Source organism: Hydrogenophaga sp. T2 (assembly GCF_049843535.1).
GTDB classification, from domain to species: Bacteria; Pseudomonadota; Gammaproteobacteria; order Burkholderiales; family Burkholderiaceae_C; genus Hydrogenophaga; species Hydrogenophaga crocea.
This window is the reverse complement of sequence record NZ_JBBHZJ010000003.1, coordinates 101,321-119,817: the sequence shown is the minus strand read 5'-3', so window position 1 is coordinate 119,817 and position 18,497 is coordinate 101,321. Positions and strand designations below refer to the sequence as shown.

Annotated in this window: 18 protein-coding genes and 1 tRNA gene; 12 read left to right on the top strand and 7 right to left on the bottom strand. The window is 69.9% G+C overall.

The window, feature by feature from the left end; translation table 11 throughout:
• The 4 genes from WDZ95_RS07635 to WDZ95_RS07620 all read left to right on the top strand — a co-directional run bounded on the left by WDZ95_RS07635 (position 1) and on the right by WDZ95_RS07620 (position 3,848).
• On the top strand, positions 1-1,119 hold the full coding sequence (locus tag WDZ95_RS07635) for a COX15/CtaA family protein (RefSeq protein ID WP_425777448.1): 1,119 nt from the start codon (positions 1-3) through the stop codon (positions 1,117-1,119).
• Positions 1,116-2,012 carry a heme o synthase gene (gene cyoE, locus WDZ95_RS07630; RefSeq protein ID WP_425777446.1) on the top strand — a complete coding sequence of 299 codons (897 nt, stop codon included), beginning with the start codon at positions 1,116-1,118 and terminating at the stop codon, positions 2,010-2,012. Before WDZ95_RS07635 ends, cyoE begins: the two co-directional genes overlap by 4 nt.
• Positions 2,006-2,602, top strand: coding sequence for an SCO family protein (locus tag WDZ95_RS07625; protein WP_425777444.1), 597 nt, complete (start codon positions 2,006-2,008; stop codon positions 2,600-2,602). Before cyoE ends, WDZ95_RS07625 begins: the two co-directional genes overlap by 7 nt.
• A 70-nt stretch (positions 2,603-2,672) precedes the next feature.
• A complete protein-coding gene (locus WDZ95_RS07620; RefSeq protein WP_425777443.1) occupies positions 2,673-3,848 on the top strand; it encodes a hypothetical protein in 1,176 nt (391 codons plus the stop codon).
• Positions 3,849-3,878: 30 nt separating this feature from the next.
• On the opposite strand, the gene WDZ95_RS07615 is transcribed toward WDZ95_RS07620, so the two are convergent.
• Both WDZ95_RS07615 and WDZ95_RS07610 read right to left on the bottom strand, forming a co-directional pair.
• The gene (locus WDZ95_RS07615) at positions 3,879-4,841 is read right to left on the bottom strand and encodes a Bug family tripartite tricarboxylate transporter substrate binding protein (RefSeq protein WP_425777441.1); all 963 of its coding nucleotides are present in this window, start codon (positions 4,839-4,841) and stop codon (positions 3,879-3,881) included.
• Positions 4,842-4,866: 25 nt separating this feature from the next.
• A complete protein-coding gene (locus WDZ95_RS07610) occupies positions 4,867-5,898 on the bottom strand; it encodes a CDP-6-deoxy-delta-3,4-glucoseen reductase (protein WP_425777439.1) in 1,032 nt (343 codons plus the stop codon).
• A gap of 83 nt (positions 5,899-5,981) precedes the next feature.
• Between WDZ95_RS07610 and WDZ95_RS07605 the strand changes: the two genes are divergently transcribed.
• Positions 5,982-6,908 carry an SDR family oxidoreductase gene (locus WDZ95_RS07605; RefSeq protein ID WP_425777437.1) on the top strand — a complete coding sequence of 309 codons (927 nt, stop codon included), beginning with the start codon at positions 5,982-5,984 and terminating at the stop codon, positions 6,906-6,908.
• A 51-nt stretch (positions 6,909-6,959) separates the two neighbouring features.
• Here the strand turns inward: WDZ95_RS07605 and WDZ95_RS07600 are convergent.
• A tRNA-Leu gene (locus WDZ95_RS07600) sits at positions 6,960-7,044 on the bottom strand.
• Positions 7,045-7,080: 36 nt separating this feature from the next.
• Here WDZ95_RS07600 and cysM point away from each other — a divergent pair.
• From cysM to WDZ95_RS07580, 4 genes are read left to right on the top strand one after another with little or no spacing between them, the layout of a single operon-like run.
• Positions 7,081-7,983 carry a cysteine synthase CysM gene (cysM, locus tag WDZ95_RS07595; RefSeq protein WP_425777435.1) on the top strand — a complete coding sequence of 301 codons (903 nt, stop codon included), beginning with the start codon at positions 7,081-7,083 and terminating at the stop codon, positions 7,981-7,983.
• Between the two features lie 11 nt (positions 7,984-7,994).
• On the top strand, positions 7,995-8,534 hold the full coding sequence (locus WDZ95_RS07590; protein ID WP_166227404.1) for an NUDIX hydrolase: 540 nt from the start codon (positions 7,995-7,997) through the stop codon (positions 8,532-8,534).
• Positions 8,535-8,570: 36 nt separating this feature from the next.
• Positions 8,571-8,798: a sulfurtransferase TusA family protein gene (locus tag WDZ95_RS07585; protein WP_166231234.1), complete on the top strand. Its 228-nt coding sequence runs from the start codon at positions 8,571-8,573 to the stop codon at positions 8,796-8,798.
• A gap of 8 nt (positions 8,799-8,806) precedes the next feature.
• Positions 8,807-9,850: an NAD(P)-dependent oxidoreductase gene (locus WDZ95_RS07580; protein ID WP_166227403.1), complete on the top strand. Its 1,044-nt coding sequence runs from the start codon at positions 8,807-8,809 to the stop codon at positions 9,848-9,850.
• A gap of 89 nt (positions 9,851-9,939) precedes the next feature.
• Here WDZ95_RS07580 and WDZ95_RS07575 read toward each other — a convergent pair whose 3' ends face one another.
• The 4 genes from WDZ95_RS07575 to WDZ95_RS07560 form a co-directional block, all read right to left on the bottom strand.
• Positions 9,940-12,819 carry a valine--tRNA ligase gene (locus tag WDZ95_RS07575; protein WP_425777432.1) on the bottom strand — a complete coding sequence of 960 codons (2,880 nt, stop codon included), beginning with the start codon at positions 12,817-12,819 and terminating at the stop codon, positions 9,940-9,942.
• 99 nt (positions 12,820-12,918) lie between these two features.
• A complete protein-coding gene (locus WDZ95_RS07570) occupies positions 12,919-13,104 on the bottom strand; it encodes a DUF2783 domain-containing protein (protein ID WP_425777430.1) in 186 nt (61 codons plus the stop codon).
• Complete coding sequence (locus tag WDZ95_RS07565) at positions 13,101-14,822, bottom strand: FAD-dependent oxidoreductase (RefSeq protein WP_425777428.1); 1,722 nt, start codon at positions 14,820-14,822, stop codon at positions 13,101-13,103. Before WDZ95_RS07565 ends, WDZ95_RS07570 begins: the two co-directional genes overlap by 4 nt.
• Before the next feature lie 318 nt (positions 14,823-15,140).
• Entirely contained in the window at positions 15,141-15,767 is a 627-nt protein-coding gene (locus WDZ95_RS07560; protein WP_425777426.1) for a VOC family protein, read from the bottom strand.
• Positions 15,768-15,927: 160 nt separating this feature from the next.
• Between WDZ95_RS07560 and yaaA the strand changes: the two genes are divergently transcribed.
• The 3 genes from yaaA to queF are packed head-to-tail and all read left to right on the top strand — an operon-like array spanning position 15,928 to position 18,473.
• Positions 15,928-16,704: a peroxide stress protein YaaA gene (gene yaaA / locus WDZ95_RS07555; RefSeq protein ID WP_425777424.1), complete on the top strand. Its 777-nt coding sequence runs from the start codon at positions 15,928-15,930 to the stop codon at positions 16,702-16,704.
• Positions 16,705-16,720: 16 nt separating this feature from the next.
• Entirely contained in the window at positions 16,721-17,611 is an 891-nt protein-coding gene (locus WDZ95_RS07550; protein WP_425777422.1) for a 2OG-Fe(II) oxygenase, read from the top strand.
• Positions 17,612-17,621: 10 nt separating this feature from the next.
• Entirely contained in the window at positions 17,622-18,473 is an 852-nt protein-coding gene (queF, locus tag WDZ95_RS07545) for an NADPH-dependent 7-cyano-7-deazaguanine reductase QueF (RefSeq protein WP_425777420.1), read from the top strand.
• The last annotated feature ends 24 nt before the right edge of the window (positions 18,474-18,497 follow it).

The following is an 18,497-nucleotide window of genomic DNA, read 5'->3' as shown; positions in this document are numbered from 1 at the left end:
ATGGACGCCGCCCAACCCCTGGTCGACCTCGCGCCGATCACGCGCATGATGCTGCTCGGCATCGTGATCGCGCTCGGCCCGCTGCTGTGGATCGGCCTCAAGCACCGCAGCGCCAGCCCCGCGCAGCGCCTGCGCGTGCTCACGCTGGTCACGCTCTTCCTCACCTTCGATCTCGTGCTGTTCGGCGCCTTCACGCGCCTGACCGATTCGGGCCTGGGCTGCCCCGACTGGCCCGGCTGCTACGGCGCGGCCAGCCCGATTGGCGCGCACGCCGACATCTCGGCCGCGCAATCGGCCATGCCCACCGGCCCGGTCACGTTCTCCAAGGCGTGGATCGAAATGATCCACCGCTACCTCGCCACCGGCGTCGGTGTGCTCATCATCGTGCTTGCGGTGGGCAGCTGGATCGAGCGCCGCCGCATCCATGTGCACTGGGTGTGGCCGGTGGTCACGCTGGTGTGGGTCTGCCTGCAGGGTGCGTTCGGCGCGCTCACGGTGACCATGAAGCTCTTTCCCGCCATCGTCACCATGCACCTGCTCGGCGGCCTGGTGCTGCTGGCGCTGCTGCGCGCGCAGTCGGTGGCCTACCGCCTCGGCGAGCCCGGCAGCCCGGGGCCGGTGGCCCTGAGCCCGGCGCAGCGCTGGGCCCTGGTGGGCGCCTTCGCGCTGCTGTGGCTGCAGATCGCGCTCGGCGGCTGGGTCAGCACCAACTACGCGGTGCTCGCGTGCCGCGAATTCCCCACTTGCCAGGGCAGCTGGTGGCCGCCCATGAACCTGCGCGAAGGCTTCACGCTGTGGCGCGAGCTCGGCAGCAACCACGTGGGCGAGGCCATCACCTTCCCCGCGCTCACCGCCATCCACTACGTGCACCGGCTCATGGCCTACGCGGTATTTGCGCTGCTGCTCGCGCTCGCGTGGGCGCTGTGGCGCGTGCCCGGCATGGCGCGCTTCGCGCGCGTGCTGCTGGCCCTGTGCGCGTGGCAGTTCTTCACCGGCCTGAGCAACGTGGTGCTCGACTGGCCCCTGCTGGCGGCGGTGAGCCACACCGGCGGCGCCGCCGCGCTGGTGATCGCCTTCACCGGCGCCCTTGCGTCCTCGCGCGCCCAGGTGTCCCGATGAGTACCGCTCCCCTGCCCATGCCTTCGACCTGGCGCCAGTTCCACGCGCTCACCAAGCCGCGCGTGATCCAGCTCATCGTGTTCTGCGCGCTGATCGGTATGGTGCTCGCCGTGCCCGGCCTGCCCAGCTGGGATCAGGTGCGGCTGGCGGCCATCGCCTGCTTCGGCATCTGGCTCGTGGCCGGCGCGGCCGCGGCCTTCAACTGCGTGGTCGAGCAGCACATCGACGCGAAGATGAAGCGCACCGCGTGGCGTCCCACCGCCAAGGGCGAGCTCACCAATCCGCAGACGCTCACCTTCTCGGCGCTGCTGTGCGCCGCGGGTTCGGCCATCCTGTGGTTCGCGGTGAACCCGCTCACCATGTGGCTCACCTTCGCCACCTTCGTGGGTTATGCGGTGATCTACACCGTGATCCTCAAGCCGCTCACGCCGCAGAACATCGTGATCGGCGGGGCCTCGGGCGCCATGCCGCCGGTGCTGGGCTGGGCCGCCATGACCAACACGGTCGCGCCCGAGGCGCTGATCCTGTTCCTCATCATCTTTCTCTGGACGCCGCCGCACTTCTGGGCGCTCGCGCTCTACCGCGTCGAGGATTACCGCAAGTCCGGCCTGCCCATGCTGCCGGTCACGCACGGCTCCGAATTCACGCGCCTGCAGATCCTGCTCTACACGCTCGTGCTGCTGGCGGCCACGCTCATGCCCTTCATGATGCGCATGAGCGGCTGGTTCTACCTGGTGAGCGCGCTGGCGCTGGGCATCGGCTTCTGCGGCTACGCGTTTGCGCTCTGGCGAACCTATTCCGACGCGCTGGCTCGAAAGACCTTCCGCTTCTCGCTCATCCACCTGTCGCTGCTGTTCGCGGCGCTGCTGATCGACCACTACCTGCCATGGTGAACACCCTCTCGCGCCGCCGCCTGGTGCTCGCGGCCGCCGGCTCGCTCGCCCTGGCCGCGTGCTCCGAATCGCCCCAGGCCTTCAAGGCGATCGACATCACCGGCGCCGACTACGCCACCGGCTTCTCGCTCACCGACCACAACGGCCAGAAGCGCACGCTCGCCGACTTCAAGGGCAAGGCGGTGGTGGTCTTCTTCGGCTTCACGCAGTGCCCCGACGTGTGCCCCACGTCCATGGCCGAACTCGCGCAGGCCAAACAGATGCTCGGCCCCGACGGCGAGCGGCTGCAGGGCCTGTTCATCACCGTCGACCCCGAGCGCGACACGCCCGAGGTGATGAAGCAGTACGTGGCCAACTTCGACCCGAGCTTTCTCGCGCTGTACGCGGCGCCTGGCGAGCTCGAGGCCGTGGCCAAGAGCTTCAAGGTCTACTACAAGAAGGTCGAAGGCAAGACGCCCACGAGCTACACCATGGACCACTCCGCGGGCAGCTACGTGTACGACCCGCAGGGCCGCATCCGCCTCTACCACCGCTACGGCAGCGGCGCGCAGGCGCTGGCGGACGACCTGAAGATCCTGCTCAAGGGCTGAGCCGGAAACCCCATCGCCGGGGTGGGTGACGAAGCGTTCTCTTTTCTGGTTTGAAAAAGGACGCTTTCCCATGCACCTCAACAGCACGGCCTTTCGGGGCACGACACCCATCACCACGCCGCCGGACAGCGGCGAGCCGCGCGGGCCTGGCGCGGCGCTGCCCGTGACGGGCGGGCAGCCTCTCCAGCGGGCCGGCACGCACGATGGCCGCGCGCGGCGCAAAGCCGATCGGCTGCGCGAACGCGAGCGGCGCAAGGCCGGCCCCCACCCGGGCGATCCCCTGGGCAATGGCGTCGCGGCCGTGCTGCACGCGGGCGACCAGCTCGCGAGAGCGGCCGCCGACTGGGCCGCCCGGGCCATGCACGGCCTGTTGCCCCCCGATGGCGAATGGCCCGGGAACCCCTTGGGGCCCCTGGGCACCGCGGCCGAGCCGCTCGACGTCGAGGCCTCAGGCGCCGTCGGCGCCCAGTGCCGGCCCGGGCAGCAGTGCCGCACCCTGGACACGCTGCAGGCCGAGTTCGGCGCTTCATTCGAGCTGACGTTCAGCCCCTCGCTGCGGCGGCGCGCCGACCGGTCGCTGAGCGGCGTGATCGTCGTGCTCGCCGACCACGATCACTACCACGTGCCGCAGCAGGCCCTGCTCACCGACACGCTGGCCGCGATGTTCGAAGCCGGCGATCGCCTGTTCGTCGAGACCCGCGCCGACGCCCCGCCCGCGCCCGTGTACTGCCGGGGCGTGCCGGCCGAGGCCTGCGCCGGCATCGACGATCCGGCCGAGGCCGCGCGCCTGCTCGCCCTGGGCCAGGCGTCCACCGCCGCCGCGCGGGCCGCACAGCACTTCATCGCGCAGCAGGCGCCGCAGGAAGTCCCGCCCGTGAGGTCGAACGACTACGGCCAGGTGCGCGAGGCCTTTCTGCGGGCCTATGCGCGGGTTCGCTCGGGCGAGATTCCCATCGCCGACTCGAAGGTCCGGCAACTGATCCAGAAGGTGGAGGCGCTGAACACGGCCGACGCGCTGTTCCAGCGCGAGTCGCATGCGCCCGATTCACACGCCCGGCGCAACCGCCACATGGCGGAGCAACTCGCGTCTGCCGCCCGGGCGCTGCAGGGCCACAAGGGTTTCGCCGTCGTGGGCCTGGGGCATCTCAAATCCGGGCTGCAGGCCGAACTGATGCAGCGCCTGGACTGCGTGAGCCTGCACCAGCGCGTGTTCCAGGCGGACCAGCTCGGCTCGTCCACCTGGTGACGCGGGGCCGCGGCCCCGGGGCCGGGCGCGTCAGTCGACCTTGGCGCCGCTGAGCTTGACCACGCGCTCGTACTTCGCGCGCTCGCGGTTCATGAAGTCGCCGAAGGCCTGCGGCGTGGTGGGCGTGGGCTCGGCCATGAGGGCCGCGAACTTGGCCTTCACGTCGGCCGACTGCAGCGCCTTGTTGAAGGCCGCGTTGAGCTGGGCCACCACGTCGGCGGGCGTGCCCGCGGGCGCCACCAGGCCCCACCAGGTGTCGATCTCGAAGCCGGGCAGGGCCTCGGCCACGGTGGGCACATCGGGCATCACGCTGCTGCGCTGCGCGGTGGTCACGGCCAGGGCCTTGAGCTTGCCCGCGCGGATGTTGGCCGCGGCGGTGGCGAGGTTGTCGAAGTTGAAATCGACCTGGCCCGACAGCAGGCCCAGCTGCGCCGGGTTGCCGCCGTTGTACGGAATGTGCACCGCGAAGATGCCGGCCTGGTTCTTGAACAGCTCGCCCGCGAGGTGGCCCGCGCTGCCGTTGCCGCCCGAGCCGTAGTTGAGCCGGCCCGGGTTGGCCTTGGCGTAGCGGATCAGGTCGGGCACGCTGGCGATCTTCAGGCGCTGCGCGGTGTCGGCGTTCATCACGAGCACGTTGGGCACGCGCAGCATCTGCGTCACGGGCGCGAAATCCTTCGCGGGGTCGTAGGGCAGTTGCTTGAACAGCCAGGGGTTGATGCCGTGCGAGGCCGTGGTGGCGATGCCCAGCGTGAGGCCGTCGGGCGCGGCCTTGGCCACCTGGCTCACGCCGATGTTGCCGCCCGCGCCGGGCCGGTTCTCGATGATCACCGTGCCCAGCGTGTCTTTCACCGCGTCGGCCAGGATGCGCGCGGTCACGTCGATCGGGCCGCCGGCCGCGAAGGGCACCACGATGCGTGTGGTGCGCGCCTGGGCCCACGAGGGCAGCGCGAGGGCGGCGGTGGCCAGGGCCAGGGCATGGCGGCGGTTGATCATGGCGTGTCTCCTGTGGTGGGGGCGCTCAAACCTTGTCGGCGGCGCTCGTGAACGAGTCGGCGTAGAAGCACTCTTCGGGCAGGCCGGCCTGCGCCACGTAGTCGCGCTTGGCCGATTCCACCACGATGGGCGCGCCGCAGGCATAGACCTCGAAGCCGCTGAGGTCGGCATGGTCTTCGAGCACCGCGCGGTGCACGAAGCCGGTGCGGCCGGTCCAGGCGTCTTCGGGTTCGGCGTTGGACACCACCGGCACGTAGCGCAGGTTCGGCATGGCCGCGAGCTGTTCCTCGATCCAGGCGCTCTGGTACAGGTCGCCGGGGCGGCGGCCGCCCCAGTAGAGCGTGGCCGGGCGGTTGATGCCCTTGAAGCGCATGTGTTCGACGATGGCCTTGATGGGCGCGAAGCCCGTGCCCGAGGCCAGCAGGATCATGGGCTTGTCGCTCTCCTCGCGCAGGAAGAAGCTGCCGAACGGCCCTTCGATGCGCAGGATGTCCTTCTCCTTCATCGTGCTGAACACCGGGTCGGTGAACTTGCCGCCCGGCATGTGGCGCAGGTGCAGTTCGAGACCCGGCTGTTCGGCCTGGGTGTGCGGCGCGTTGGCCATCGAGTAGCTGCGGCGGTCGCCGTCGCGCAGGATGAACTCCACGTACTGGCCGGCGCGGTACTGGAAGGTGTCGCTCGCAGGCAGTTGCAGGCGCAGCACCATCACGTCGTGCGAGGCACGGCTGAGGCTGCTCACGCGCGCGGGCATCTTCTTGATCGGGAAGGCGCCGACCTCGGTCACCTGGCGCGACTCGATCACCACGTCGCTCTGCGCGCTGCCGCAGCAGGTGAGGATGTAGCCCGCGGCCTCTTCGTCGGCGCTCAGGGCCTTGCTCTGGTGCGGGCCGTGGACCACGCTGCCCGAGAGCAGTTTGCACTTGCAGGAGCCGCAGGCGCCGTCCTTGCAGCCGTAGGGCAGGCCGATGCCCTGGCGGATGCCGGCGGCCAGCAGGGACTCGTCGGCGGTGGCGGAGAAGCTGCGGCCGCTGGGCTGCACGGTGATGGTGAATGTCATACTCGCGGGCTCGTTCGGACGGGGCCGCATGCGCAGCGCGCCCCGGAAAATGCAACCGCGCATTGTCGCAAAAACCATTCCGCATGCCTTTTCTCGGAGCCTTGCCCGCACGCTTTCGCCGTGAACGGGTGTTGATCGTGGGTTGTGGCGACGTCGGCCTGCGGGCCGCGCGCGAACTCGGCGCGGCCCAGGGCCGGCGCGCGCGCGTGATCGCGCTCACCTCGAGTCCGGGTCGCGCCGACGAACTGCGCGGCGCGGGCCTCACGCCGCTGGTGGGCAACCTCGACGAGCCGGCCAGCCTGCGCCGTCTCGCGGGCCTGGCCTCGCGCGTGCTGCACCTGGCGCCCCCGCCCTCGCAGGACATGAGCGACTGGCGCATGGACACCCGCACGCGCGCCCTGGTGCGGGTGCTCGCGCAGCGCACGCCGCCGCTGTCGCTGGTGTATGGCTCCACCACCGGCGTCTACGGCGACCGCGGCGGCGCCTGGACCAGCGAATCGCAGCCCGTGCGGCCGCACACGCCGCGCGCCGCGCGCCGCGTCGACGCCGAAGACCGCGTGCGCTGGCTGGGCCGCGCGCTGTCGGTGCGCGCGAGCATCCTGCGCATTCCGGGGATTTACGCCAACGACCGCGCGGGCGGTACGCCGCGCGAGCGCCTGCTGCGCGGCACGCCGGTGCTGCGGCCCGAAGACGACGTCTACACCAACCACGTGCACGCCGACGACCTGGCGCGCGCCTGCGCGCTCGCGCTGTGGCGCGGCCGCGCGCAGCGCGTGGTGCACGCGGTGGACGACACCGAGCTCAAGATGGGCGATTACTTCGACCTCGCGGCCGACGTGTACGGCCTGCCGCGTCCGCCGCGCGTGGCGCGCGATGCGGCCCAGGACCAGTTGCCGCTGATGCTGCTGAGCTTCATGGGCGAGTCGCGCCGGCTGCGCAATCACCGGCTCAAGCAGGAGCTGCGGCTGCGCCTGCGCTACCCCACGGTGGCGCAGGGCTTGAGGGCCTGAGGCGGCGCCAGAAACAACACAGCCCGGCGGGGCCGGGCTGTTGCGTCTCCATGGTGCCGAGGGTCGGACTCGAACCGACACGCCTTGCGGCGGGGGATTTTGAATCCCCTGCGTCTACCGATTTCGCCACCCCGGCCGGAGGGAAGGGGGCGGATTATGGCACAGTGCACCCATGCAATACCCCACCATCGAAGACGCGATCGGCCGCACGCCGCTGGTCGCGCTGCAGCGCATCGGTGCTGCGGAAAACCAGGCGCGCGGCAACGTCATCCTGGCCAAACTCGAAGGCAACAACCCCGCCGGTTCGGTGAAAGACCGGCCCGCGCTGTCCATGATCCGCCGCGCCGAAGAGCGCGGCGACATCAAGCCCGGCGACACGCTGATCGAAGCCACCTCGGGCAACACCGGCATCGCGCTCGCCATGGCCGCGGCCATCAAGGGCTACCGCATGGTGCTCATCATGCCGGAGGACCTGTCCATCGAACGCGCCCAGACCATGAAGGCCTTCGGCGCCGAGCTCATCCTCACGCCCAAGAGCGGCGGCATGGAGTCGGCACGTGACCTGGCCGACAAGATGGAAGCCGAGGGCAAGGGCCGCGTGCTCGACCAGTTCGCCAACCCCGACAACCCGCGCATCCATTACGAAACCACCGGTCCCGAGCTGTGGGAGCAGACCGGCGGGCGCATCACGCACTTCGTGAGCGCCATGGGCACCACGGGCACCATCACCGGCGTGTCGCGCTTTCTCAAGGAAAAGAACCCCTCGGTGCGCATCGTGGGCGCCCAGCCCAGCGAAGGCTCGCGCATCCCGGGCATCCGCAAGTGGCCGCAGGAATACCTGCCCAAGATTTACGACCCCAAGGCCGTGGACGAGCTGATCTACGTGACCCAGGGCGACGCCGAAGACATGGCGCGTCGCATGGCGCGCGAAGAAGGCATCTTCGGCGGCATCTCGGCCGCGGGCGCGCTCTGGACCGCGCTGCAGGTCTCGCGCCAGGTGGAGAACGCCACCATCGTCTTCGTGGTCTGCGACCGCGGCGATCGTTATCTCTCGACCGGCGTGTTCCCGGCCTGAGCGCGCAGCCCATGGCCGGCGACTTCCGCTTCTGCCCGCAGTGCGCCACGCCGCTGCAGCCCGTCACGCAGCTCGAAGATGGCGGCGAGAAGCAGCGCCTGCGTTGCACGGCCTGCGATTACACGCACTGGAACAACCCCACGCCGGTGCTCGCGGCCATCGTCGAGCTCGACGGCCAGGTGCTGCTGGCCCGCAACGCCGCCTGGCAGGGGCGCTTTTTCGGGCTCATCACCGGTTTCATGGAGGCCGGCGAAACGCCCGAGGACGGCATCCGGCGCGAGATCGCCGAAGAAACCGCGCTGCAGACCGAGGCCTTGTCGCTGGTGGCGGTGCACGATTTCCAGCGCATGAACCAGGTCATCATCACCTACCATGCGCGTTGTCGCGGCCAGGTGCGCCTGTCGCCCGAGCTCGCCGAATACCGGCTGCTGGCGCCCGAGCAGGTGCGTTGTTGGCGCGCCGGCACCGGTCTGGCCCTGGCACAGTGGCTTTTGTCACGCGGCATCACCCCGACATTCCTGGACGACACGCCGAACGCGCGTGCCGCCTAAAATGCAGCGTTACCCGACGGAGCCTCCACTTCCATGATCGCCGCTGACCGAGAACTCGATGCCCGGGGCCTGAACTGCCCGCTGCCCATCCTCAAGGCCAAGAAGGCCCTGGCCGACATGCTCAGCGGCCAGACGCTCAAGGTCGTGGCCACCGACGCCGGCTCCGTGCGCGATTTCCAGGCCTTCGCCAAACAGACCGGCAACCTGCTGGTGCACCAGGAAACCGTGGGCGGCGACCACATCTCGGTGCTCAAGCGCCGGTGAGACGCGCCATGGACGTCCTGCTTGTCGACCCGCTGGTGCCCGAGGCCCTGGCGTGGCTGCAGGAGCGCTACCAGGTCGTCTACCAACCCGAACTCGCTGACGACCCTGTCGCCTTGCGGCAGGCCGTGGCCGAGGCGCGCGCCATCGTGGTGCCGCCACACGTGATCGTCTCGGCCGAATTCCTCGAGCACGCGCAGAACCTGCAAATGGTCGCGCGCATGCAGATCTCCAGCGACAACACCGATCTCGAGGCCTGCTCGCGCCGCGGCATCCGCGTGCTGCAGGCGCGCAGCGCCACGGTGCGCTCCAACGCCGAATACCTGCTCTACGGCCTGCTCATGCTGTACCGCCGCGGCATGGTGAGCGCGCTGCTGGGCCGCAAGCTCGCGCAGGTGCGCATGGGCCGCGAACTCGCGGGCAGCACCGTGGGCCTGCTGGGCCTGGCGCCCGTGGCCCACACCCTGGCGCCCATGCTGCGCAGCCTGGGCGTGCGCGTGATCGGCTACGACCCGGCCGTGCACCACGCGGCCGAGCTCTGGGACAAGCTCGGCGTGGAGCCCGTGCCCCTGCCCGAGCTCATGGAGCGCTCCGACGCGATCTCGCTGCAGATGGTCTATGCCTCGCGCTTCAAGGGCTGGATCAACGAGCGCCTGCTCAACCACTGCAAGCCCGGCCAGCTCTGGGTGGGCGTGAGCCGCAGCGCGCTGTTCGACCAGGAAGCGCTGGCGTTGGCGCTGTGCGACGGCCGCATCGACGCCTGCCTGCTCGACGGCGCCAACCCGCAGTTCGCCGCACCGGGCTCGCCGCTGCACGGCATTCCCAACCTGCACCTCACGCCGCGCCTGGGTTCGCACACGCGCGAGGCCAAGCTGCGCGCGAGCTGGTACCTGGCGCGCCGCATCCACGAAACGCTCTCGCCCGAAGACGCGCGCCGCGACCACAACAGCAGCGATTTCGCCGCGCTCGACAGCACGGGCTTTCCCGAATCGGGCGATCCGCAGGCGGCCACGCCCTCGCAGTGGGCGTCGCTGGCGGCGCTGGATAGGGACTAGACACCCCCCCGCCGCGCTGTGCGCGACCCCCCCAGGGGGGCAATGCCTGCGGCCCGGCGAAGCCGGTTCCGCGGCATCTCTGGGTGGTGTTACTTCAGGCGTGACAGTTGCGCCTGCACCTTCTCCAGCGTGGCGCTGAAGTCGGCCACGCGCTGCTTTTCCTGCTCGATCACGGCCGCGGGAGCGCGGGCGACGAAGCCTTCGTTGGCGAGCTTGGCCTGGGCCTTGGCGATCTCGGCCTGCAGGCGCGTGGCTTCCTTGCCCAGGCGGGCCTTTTCGGCGGCGACGTCGATTTCCATGAACAGGCACAGGCGGGCTTCGCCCACCACGGCCACGGGCGCGGCGCCCGCGGCCTGCGCCCAGGCGGCCTCGTCGTCGAACACGCGCACCTCGGCGAGCTTGGCCAGCGACTGCAGCACCGGCGCGGCCGCGCGCAGGAAGTCGGCGTCGCCCACGGCGTACAGCGGCAGGCGCTGGGCCGGTGACACGCCCATTTCGCCGCGCAGCGTGCGGCAGGCGTCCACCAGCTTCTTCAGGCGCGCCACGTGGGCCTCGGCGGTTTCGTCGATGCGTTCGGGCTGGCTCACCGGGTAGGCGGCCAGCGCCACCGACTCGCCCGCGCGGCCGGCCACGGGCGCCACCTTCTGCCAGAGTTCCTCGGTGATGAAGGGGATCAGCGGGTGCGCCAGGCGCAGGATGGCCTCGAGCGTGCGGATCAGGGTGCGGCGCGTGGCGCGCTGCTGCGATGCATCGCCGGTCTGCACCTGCACCTTGGCGATCTCGAGGTACCAGTCGCAGAACTCGTTCCAGACGAAGTCGTAGATCGCGTTGGCGACGTTGTCGAGCCGGTACTCGGCGAAGCCCTTGGCGACCTCGGCTTCCACGCGCTGCAGCGTGGACGAGATCCAGCGGTCGGCTTGGCTGAAGCTCAGGTAGCCATGGAAGGGCTGGCCCACGGCGCACTCGTCCTTGGTGTGCTCTTTCAGGCCGCAGTCGTGGCCCTCGCAGTTCATGAGCACGAAGCGCGTGGCGTTCCAGAGCTTGTTGCAGAAGTTGCGGTAGCCCTCGCAGCGCTTGCTGTCGAAGTTGATGCTGCGGCCCAGCGAGGCCAGGGCCGCGAAGGTGAAGCGCAGCGCGTCGGCGCCGTAGGCGGGAATGCCCTCGGGGAATTCCTTCTCGGTGTCCTTGCGCACGCGCGGCGCGGTCTCGGGCTTGCGCAGGCCGGTGGTGCGCTTTTCGAGCAGGGGCGGCAGCGCGATGCCGTCGATCAGGTCCACCGGATCGAGCACGTTGCCTTCGCTCTTGCTCATCTTGCGGCCCTGGGCGTCGCGCACCAGGCCGTGGATGTAGACGTGGCGGAAGGGCACGCGGCCGGTGAAGTGGGTCGTCATCATGATCATGCGAGCGACCCAGAAGAAGATGATGTCGTAGCCCGTGACCAGCACCGAGCTCGGCAGGTAGAGGTCGTAGTCGCCGGTGGCGCCGCCTTCGGTGTTCGGCCAGCCCATGGTGCTGAAGGGCACCAGCGCCGACGAGTACCAGGTGTCGAGCACGTCGGGGTCGCGCGTGAGCGTTTTGCCCGGGGCCTGGGCCTGCGCCTCGGCCTCGTTGCGCGCCACGTAGATGCGGCCCTCTTCGTCGTACCAGGCGGGAATCTGGTGGCCCCACCAGAGCTGGCGGCTGATGCACCAGTCCTGGATGTTGCCCATCCACTGGTTGTAGGTGTTGACCCAGTTCTCGGGCACGAAGCGCACCTCGCCCGAGGCCACGGCGTCGATGGCCTTCTGCGCGATGCTCTTGCCCGTGGGGTCCTGCTCGCTGACCTTGGTGGTGGCCACGAACCACTGGTCGGTGAGCATGGGCTCGACGACCTGGCCGGTGCGCGCGCAGCGCGGCACCATGAGGCGGTGCTTCTTGGTCTCCACCAGCAGGCCCTGGGCCTCGAGGTCGGCCACCACGGCCTTGCGCGCGGCGAAGCGGTCCAGGCCCTGGTACTTCGCCGGCGCGTTCTGGTTGATCGCGGCGTCGAGCGTGAGCACGCCGATGATGGGCAGGCCGTGGCGCTGGCCCACGGCGTAGTCGTTGTGATCGTGCGCGGGCGTGACCTTGACCACGCCGGTGCCGAAGGCGCGGTCGACGTAGTCGTCGGCGATCACCGGGATCTCGCGCTCGCACAGCGGCAGCTTCACGGTCTTGCCCACGATCGCGGTGTAGCGCTCGTCTTCGGGGTGCACCATCACCGCGGTGTCGCCGAGCATGGTCTCGGGGCGCGTGGTGGCCACCACCACCGAGCCACTGCCATCGCTCAGCGGGTAGCGGATGTGCCAGAGGAAGCCGTCTTCCTCCTCGCTCTCCACCTCGAGGTCGCTCACGGCCGACTTGAGCACCGGGTCCCAGTTGACCAGGCGCTTGCCGCGGTAGATCAGGCCCTGCTCGTACAGGCGCACGAAGGTCTCGGTGACCACGGCCGAGAGCTTGTCGTCCATGGTGAAGTACTCGCGCGACCAGTCCACGGTGTCGCCCATGCGGCGCATCTGGCCCGTGATGGTGTTGCCGCTCTTCTCCTTCCACTCCCAGACCTTTTTCGTGAAGGCGTCACGGCCCAGGTCGTGGCGGCTGGTCTTTTGCTCCTGCAGCTGGCGCTCGACCACGATCTGCGTGGCGATGCCCGCGTGGTCGGTGCCCGGCACCCACAGCGTGTTCGCGCCCATCATGCGGTGGTAGCGCGTGAGGCTGTCCATGATGGTCTGGTTGAACGCGTGGCCCATGTGCAGGGTGCCGGTCACGTTCGGCGGCGGCAGCTGGATGCAGAACGCCGGTGCGCCCTCGCGCGCCGCGCCGGTGCCGCGAAAGCCCGCGCGGCCCACGCCGCGCTGCTCCCACCAGGGGCCCCACTGGGCCTCGATCGGTGCGGGTTCGAAGGATTTGGCCAGCGAAGCGAGGCCAGGTTGCTGCACGGTGTCGGTCATGGGACGCGCCAGAATGACAACGGCATCCCGCGGGATGCCGTTGGATGAGACGGGGGAAGCGGCGATTTTAGCGGCCGCCCCTGTGCCCGGCCGCTGCGCTCAGAGCGCTTCGCGGGCCGCGGCGATGCAGTCGGCCAGCACCCGGGCGTCGCCCACCTGGTTGGCCAGCAGCAGGATCAGGCGCGCGCTGAAGGCCTGGATCTGCTCGGGCGAGAGATCGGCCTGGGCGTCGAGCAGCTGCTCGTAGAAGGTGTCGGCGTCCTGCCAGTTCGGGGTGGTGATCATGCGTTCACTCCGGTGAGGCCCAGCGCCAGGCCGATGGCCTGCACCAGATCCGCGTTCACGGCGCGGCCATGGGCCGCGAGGTAGGCGTCGGGCCGCACCAGGGCCCAGCCGCCCGCGGCAGCCTGACAGGCGTCGCGCAGCGCGCCCTTCAGGTCGCGCACGTGCTCCAGGCACTGGGCGGCGTCGTCCGCGCCCACCACCTGCACCACGCGCAGCGGCGCGGTCGCGCTCAGGCCCGCGAGCCGGTTGCGGTCGGCGCGCGAGAGCGGGCCGAAGCACAGCAGCAGCAGGTCGCCCGCGGCCCAGTCGAGCAGCTGGTTGAGCCGGCCCTCGCGGCCGTCGGCCCAGGCGAAGGCCACGTTCTGCACCGATTGGCCGGCCGCGCTGCCCTCGCCGTAGAGGCAGGCGCGCGAACGCGTGTAGGGGTTGGCCACGGCCATGCGGCCGGTGTTGATCAGCGGGCGCGCGAACGCGTGGCGCTTGGCCAGGGCGATGGCGGCGTTGCGGTAGGTGCGTTCGATGCCGTCGGCCGGGCGCAGGAAGCGCGCGGTGCGGTTGGTCACGCGCACGTTCTCGCGCGCGGCCTCCAGGCGCTCGTCGCCGTAGCTCTCCAGCAGCGCGGGCGCGGCGCGGCCGCGCATCACGGCGGCGAGCTTCCAGGCCAGGTTGTCGGCGTCGGCCACGCCGGTGTTGCCGCCGCGCGCGCCGAAGGGGCTCACCACCTTGGCCGAGTCGCCCATGAAAAACACGCGGCCGTGGCGCATGGCGTGCACGCACTCGCTGCGGTAGGCGTAGGGGCCGACCCACACGATCTCGACCTCGACGTCCGGCCCGAACTGGCGCGCCAGGCGCTCGCGCACCACGTCTTCGCGGCTCACGTAGGCCGGGTCGGCGTTCGGCGCCATCTGGTAGTCGATGCGCCACACGTCGTCGCCCATGAGGTGCTGCCACACGGCGCGGTTCTCGTTGAAGGGCGCTTCGATCCAGGTGTGGCGTTCCTGCGGCGGGCGGGTGGTGAAGCGCACGTCGGCGATGCACCAGCGGTCGTCGCCGCGCTTGCTGTCGAAGGGCACCTGCAGCCACTTGCGCAGCGGGCTGGCCGAGCCGGTGGCGTCGATCACGTGCTCGGCGCGCACCTGGTACGCGCCCGCGGGCGTCTCGATGCTCAGCAGCGCGCCATGTTCATCCTGCTCGAAGGCCGTGAGGCGGTTGCGCCAGCGCAGCGCCACGTGGCCGAGCGCGTTGATGCGGTCGACCAGGAAGGCCTCGATGTAGAACTGCTGGATGTTGATGAAGGGCGGCTGCTGGCTCAGGCGGTAGCCGCCCTGCTGGCGCAGGTCGAAGCTGTAGACCTCGTCGTGGCCCGCGTAGGTGCGGCCCACGCTCCATTGCACGCCCTTGGCCGCGATGTGTTCGTAGATGCCCAGGCGCTCGAAGATCTCGAGCGATTTCTGCGTGTAGCAGATGCCGCGCGAGGACGCGCCCTTGACGCCCACGGTGTCGTCCTCGTCGATGAGGATGGCCGGCACGCCCAGGCGCGCGAGCGAGCAGGCCAGCGTGAGGCCGGTGATGCCGCCACCCACGATCACGATGGGGTGCTTCGCGGGCGCGCCGCTGCCGATTTCGGGCGGCGGCACGAAGGGGTAGGTCGGCAGCTCGTAGCCGCCGCCCTGCGTGAACTCGTAGCCGTTGGTGTGGGCGACTTCTTTGTACGTCATGTCCTTGTTCCTCGGGTCGTCATGCGGGCGCTTCGCGCGTTGCACCTCGCGCACGCCCGCGATCGCGGGGTACTCCACTCCGCGGCTGTCCCCCGGCCCTGCTGCGCAGGGCCTCCTCCTTTATGCCGCTGCGCGAAGCACCCCACACTCGCGGGCTGAAGTGGCGTGGTTGTCTTCATGGGTCGAATGCCTCGGAGGGGGGCGGTGGCAGGGCGGGAGGGCGCAGCGAGATAAAGGAGGAGGACGGCGCAGCCGTCCGGGGGACATTCGCGGAGCCCTCCCGCCCTGGCGCCGCCAACCGGTGCCTCCGGAGAAAGATCAACCCTTGACAGCCCGCGCCGCCACCTCGGGCCGGTCGTTCTGCTGCGGCTTGAGCGGCGCGCTCGACTTGCCCTCGGCGCGCTCGCGGCGCCACTGCTCCTTGCGCGCCGTCCATTCGTTCAGGCGCGCGTGTGCGGTCTTGCTTTCCTGCAGCATCTGGAACTCGTCGGCGAGCTGGGCGGTGAGCTCCAGGCGGATGCCGTTGGGGTCGAAGAAATAGATGCTCTTGAAGATGTGGTGATCGGTCACGCCCAGCACCTCGATGCCGTGGGCCTGCAGCCGCGCCTTGGTGTTCTCGAGCTCCTGCACGCTGTTGACGCGGAAGCTGATGTGGTTGACCCACTTGGGCGTGTTGGGGCTGGGCAGGGCGGCTTCGTCGTCGCCGAGGTCGAAGAACGCGATGAACGAGCCGTCCTGCAGGCGGAAGAAGAAGTGGGTGTACGGGCAGTACTCGCCCGTGCTGGGCACGTGGTCGCTCTGGATGATGTGGTACAGCGGCAGGCCCAGGATGTCCTCGTAGAAGTGCCGCGTTTCCTCCGCGTCGCGCGCGCGGTAGGCGTAGTGGTGCAACTGCTGGATCGGGGCCGGCGCGGGCAGGTCGGCAAGGGGCGTGGCTGGCGTCATGGCGGTCTCCGGAAACGGTGGACGAAATTTACCATAGCGAAATCAATTTCCCAAAGCGTAATTCTGACCCTGGGGTGGGGCGACCCTGCGGCCCGCCGTTGGTCGGACGCGCACCGATAATCACCGCTGCCCCGGATACCCCCTCTCCCCGAAGCCCTGCATGCTCTTCCTCATCTCGCCCGCCAAGGCCCTCGATTACGAGACCCCGCCCCACGTCAAGACGCACACGCAGCCGCTGTTCGTGCCGCAGGCCAGCGAGCTCGTGGCGGTGATGCGCGAGAAGTCGCCGCAGGAGATTGCAACGCTGATGGACCTGTCCGACAAGCTCTCGGCGCTGAACGCGGCGCGCTATGAGGCCTGGAGCCCCCGGTTCAGCGCGAAGAATTCCAAGCAGGCGGTGCTGGCCTTCGACGGCGACGTTTACGGCGGGCTCGACGCCAAAACCCTCTCGGCCGACGACCTCGACTGGCTGCAGCAGCACCTGTGCATCCTGAGCGGGCTCTACGGCGTGCTGCGCCCGCTCGACTGGATGCAGCCCTACCGGCTCGAAATGGGCACGCGCCTCAAGACCGCGCACGGCGGCTCGCTCTACGCGTTCTGGGGCAGCCGCATCGCCGAGTACCTCAACGAGCGCGCCCGGGCCGACAAGAGCCCGGTGGTGGTGAACCTCGCGAGCGAGGAGTACTTCAAGGCCGTGGACCGCAAGGCGCTGCAGCCGCGCGTGCTGAGCTGCGTGTTCGAGGAGCGCAAGGGCGCGGGCTACAAAGTGATCAGCTTCATGGCCAAGCGCGCGCGCGGCCTCATGGTGCGCTGGGCGGTGCAGCAGCGCGTCAGCACCCCCGAACAACTCAAGGGCTTCGACCTCGAGGGCTACCGCTTCGAGGCCGCCTTGTCCGAGCCCGACCGCCTGGTCTTCCGCCGCGAAGCCAAGGCCTGACCCCCGGAGGATCCGCATGAGCCAGACCGTCACCCCCGAACTGCGCCGCTGGATCATCGAGCAGGCCAGCGCCGGCTTCTCGCCCGAATCCGTGCTCAAGGCCATGCTCGACGCCGGCTGGCAGCAGCCCGTGGCCGAGCAGGCGCTCGAACGCACGCTGCTCGAACACCTGGGTTCGGTGACGCCGCAGCAGCTTGCGCAGGCCGCGCCGGAGGTGCGCGAGGCGGTGAACGCCGCGCTCGGCGTGAGCGCGCAGATGCCGCACATCGACCTCTCGGGCTCGCCACGCCGCATCGACGCGGGCGACCGCTGGGTCGACGTCATCACCCACCTGAACCACCCGCGCGTGGTGGTGCTGGGCAACCTGCTCAGCCCCGAGGAGTGCGACGCCATCATCGAGTCGGCCAAGCCGCGCATGGCGCGCTCGCTCACCGTGCAGACCACCACCGGCGGCGAAGAGATGAACCCCGACCGCACCAGCAACGGCATGTTCTTCGCGCGCGGCCAGACGCCCGAGGTGAGCGCGGTGGAAGCGCGCATCGCGCGGCTCGTGGGCTGGCCGGTGGAGAACGGCGAGGGCGTGCAGGTGCTGCACTACCGCCCGGGCGCCGAGTACAAGCCGCACTACGACTACTTCGACCCCGCCGAGCCCGGCACGCCCACCATCCTCAAGCGCGGCGGCCAGCGCGTGGCCACGCTGGTGATGTGCCTCAACGAGCCCACGCGCGGCGGCGGCACCACCTTCCCCGACGTCGGCCTTGAAGTGGCCCCGGTGCGCGGTCACGCCGTGTTCTTCAGCTACGACCGGCCCCATCCCTCGACCCGCACGCTGCACGGCGGCGCGCCCGTGCTCGAGGGCGAGAAGTGGGTCGCCACCAAATGGCTGCGCGAGCGCGAGTTCGCCTGAGCCTTCTCCCATGAGCGCCAACACCCCCGAACAGTCCCAGCTCGGCAAGGCCTCGGCCTACGTCGACGTTTACGACTCCAGCCTGCTGTACCCCTTGCCGCGCGAAACCAAGCGGCGCGAGATCGGCATCACCGGCAGCGTGCCCTTCATGGGCTGCGACCTCTGGACCGCCTACGAGCTCTCGTGGCTCAACCGCCGCGGCAAGCCGCAGGTGGCGCTGGCGCACATCACCGTGCCCTGCGAGAGCACGCACATCGTCGAGAGCAAGTCCTTCAAGCTCTACCTCAACAGCTTCAACAACACGCCCTTCGACAGCGCCGACGCGGTGCGTGAGCGGCTGCGCGCCGACCTCAGCGCCGCCGTGTGGCACGGCGGCGCGGTGCAGAGCGGCGTGGGCGTAAAGCTGATCGCGCCCGAGCGTTTCGACGCCGAACCCATCCACGAGCTCGACGGCGTGAACCTCGACCGCCTCGACGTGGAGTGCACGCGCTACCAGCCCGCGCCCGAACTGCTCGGCGCCGCCTTCGACGAGCAGCCCGTGAGCGAAACCCTGGTGAGCCACCTGCTCAAGAGCAACTGCCTGGTCACGGGCCAGCCCGACTGGGGCAGCGTGCAGATCGCCTACAGCGGCCCCCAGATCGACCAGGCCGGCCTGCTGCAGTACCTGGTGAGCTTTCGCAACCACAACGAATTCCACGAGCAGTGCGTGGAGCGCATCTACATGGACGTGTGGACGCGCTGCAAGCCCACCAAGCTCGCGGTGTACGCGCGCTACACGCGCCGCGGCGGTCTGGACATCAACCCCTGGCGCAGCAGCCATCCGCAGCAGCCGCCGGCCAATGTGCGCACCGCGCGGCAATGACCGTCGGTCACCCCGCGCCGCGAA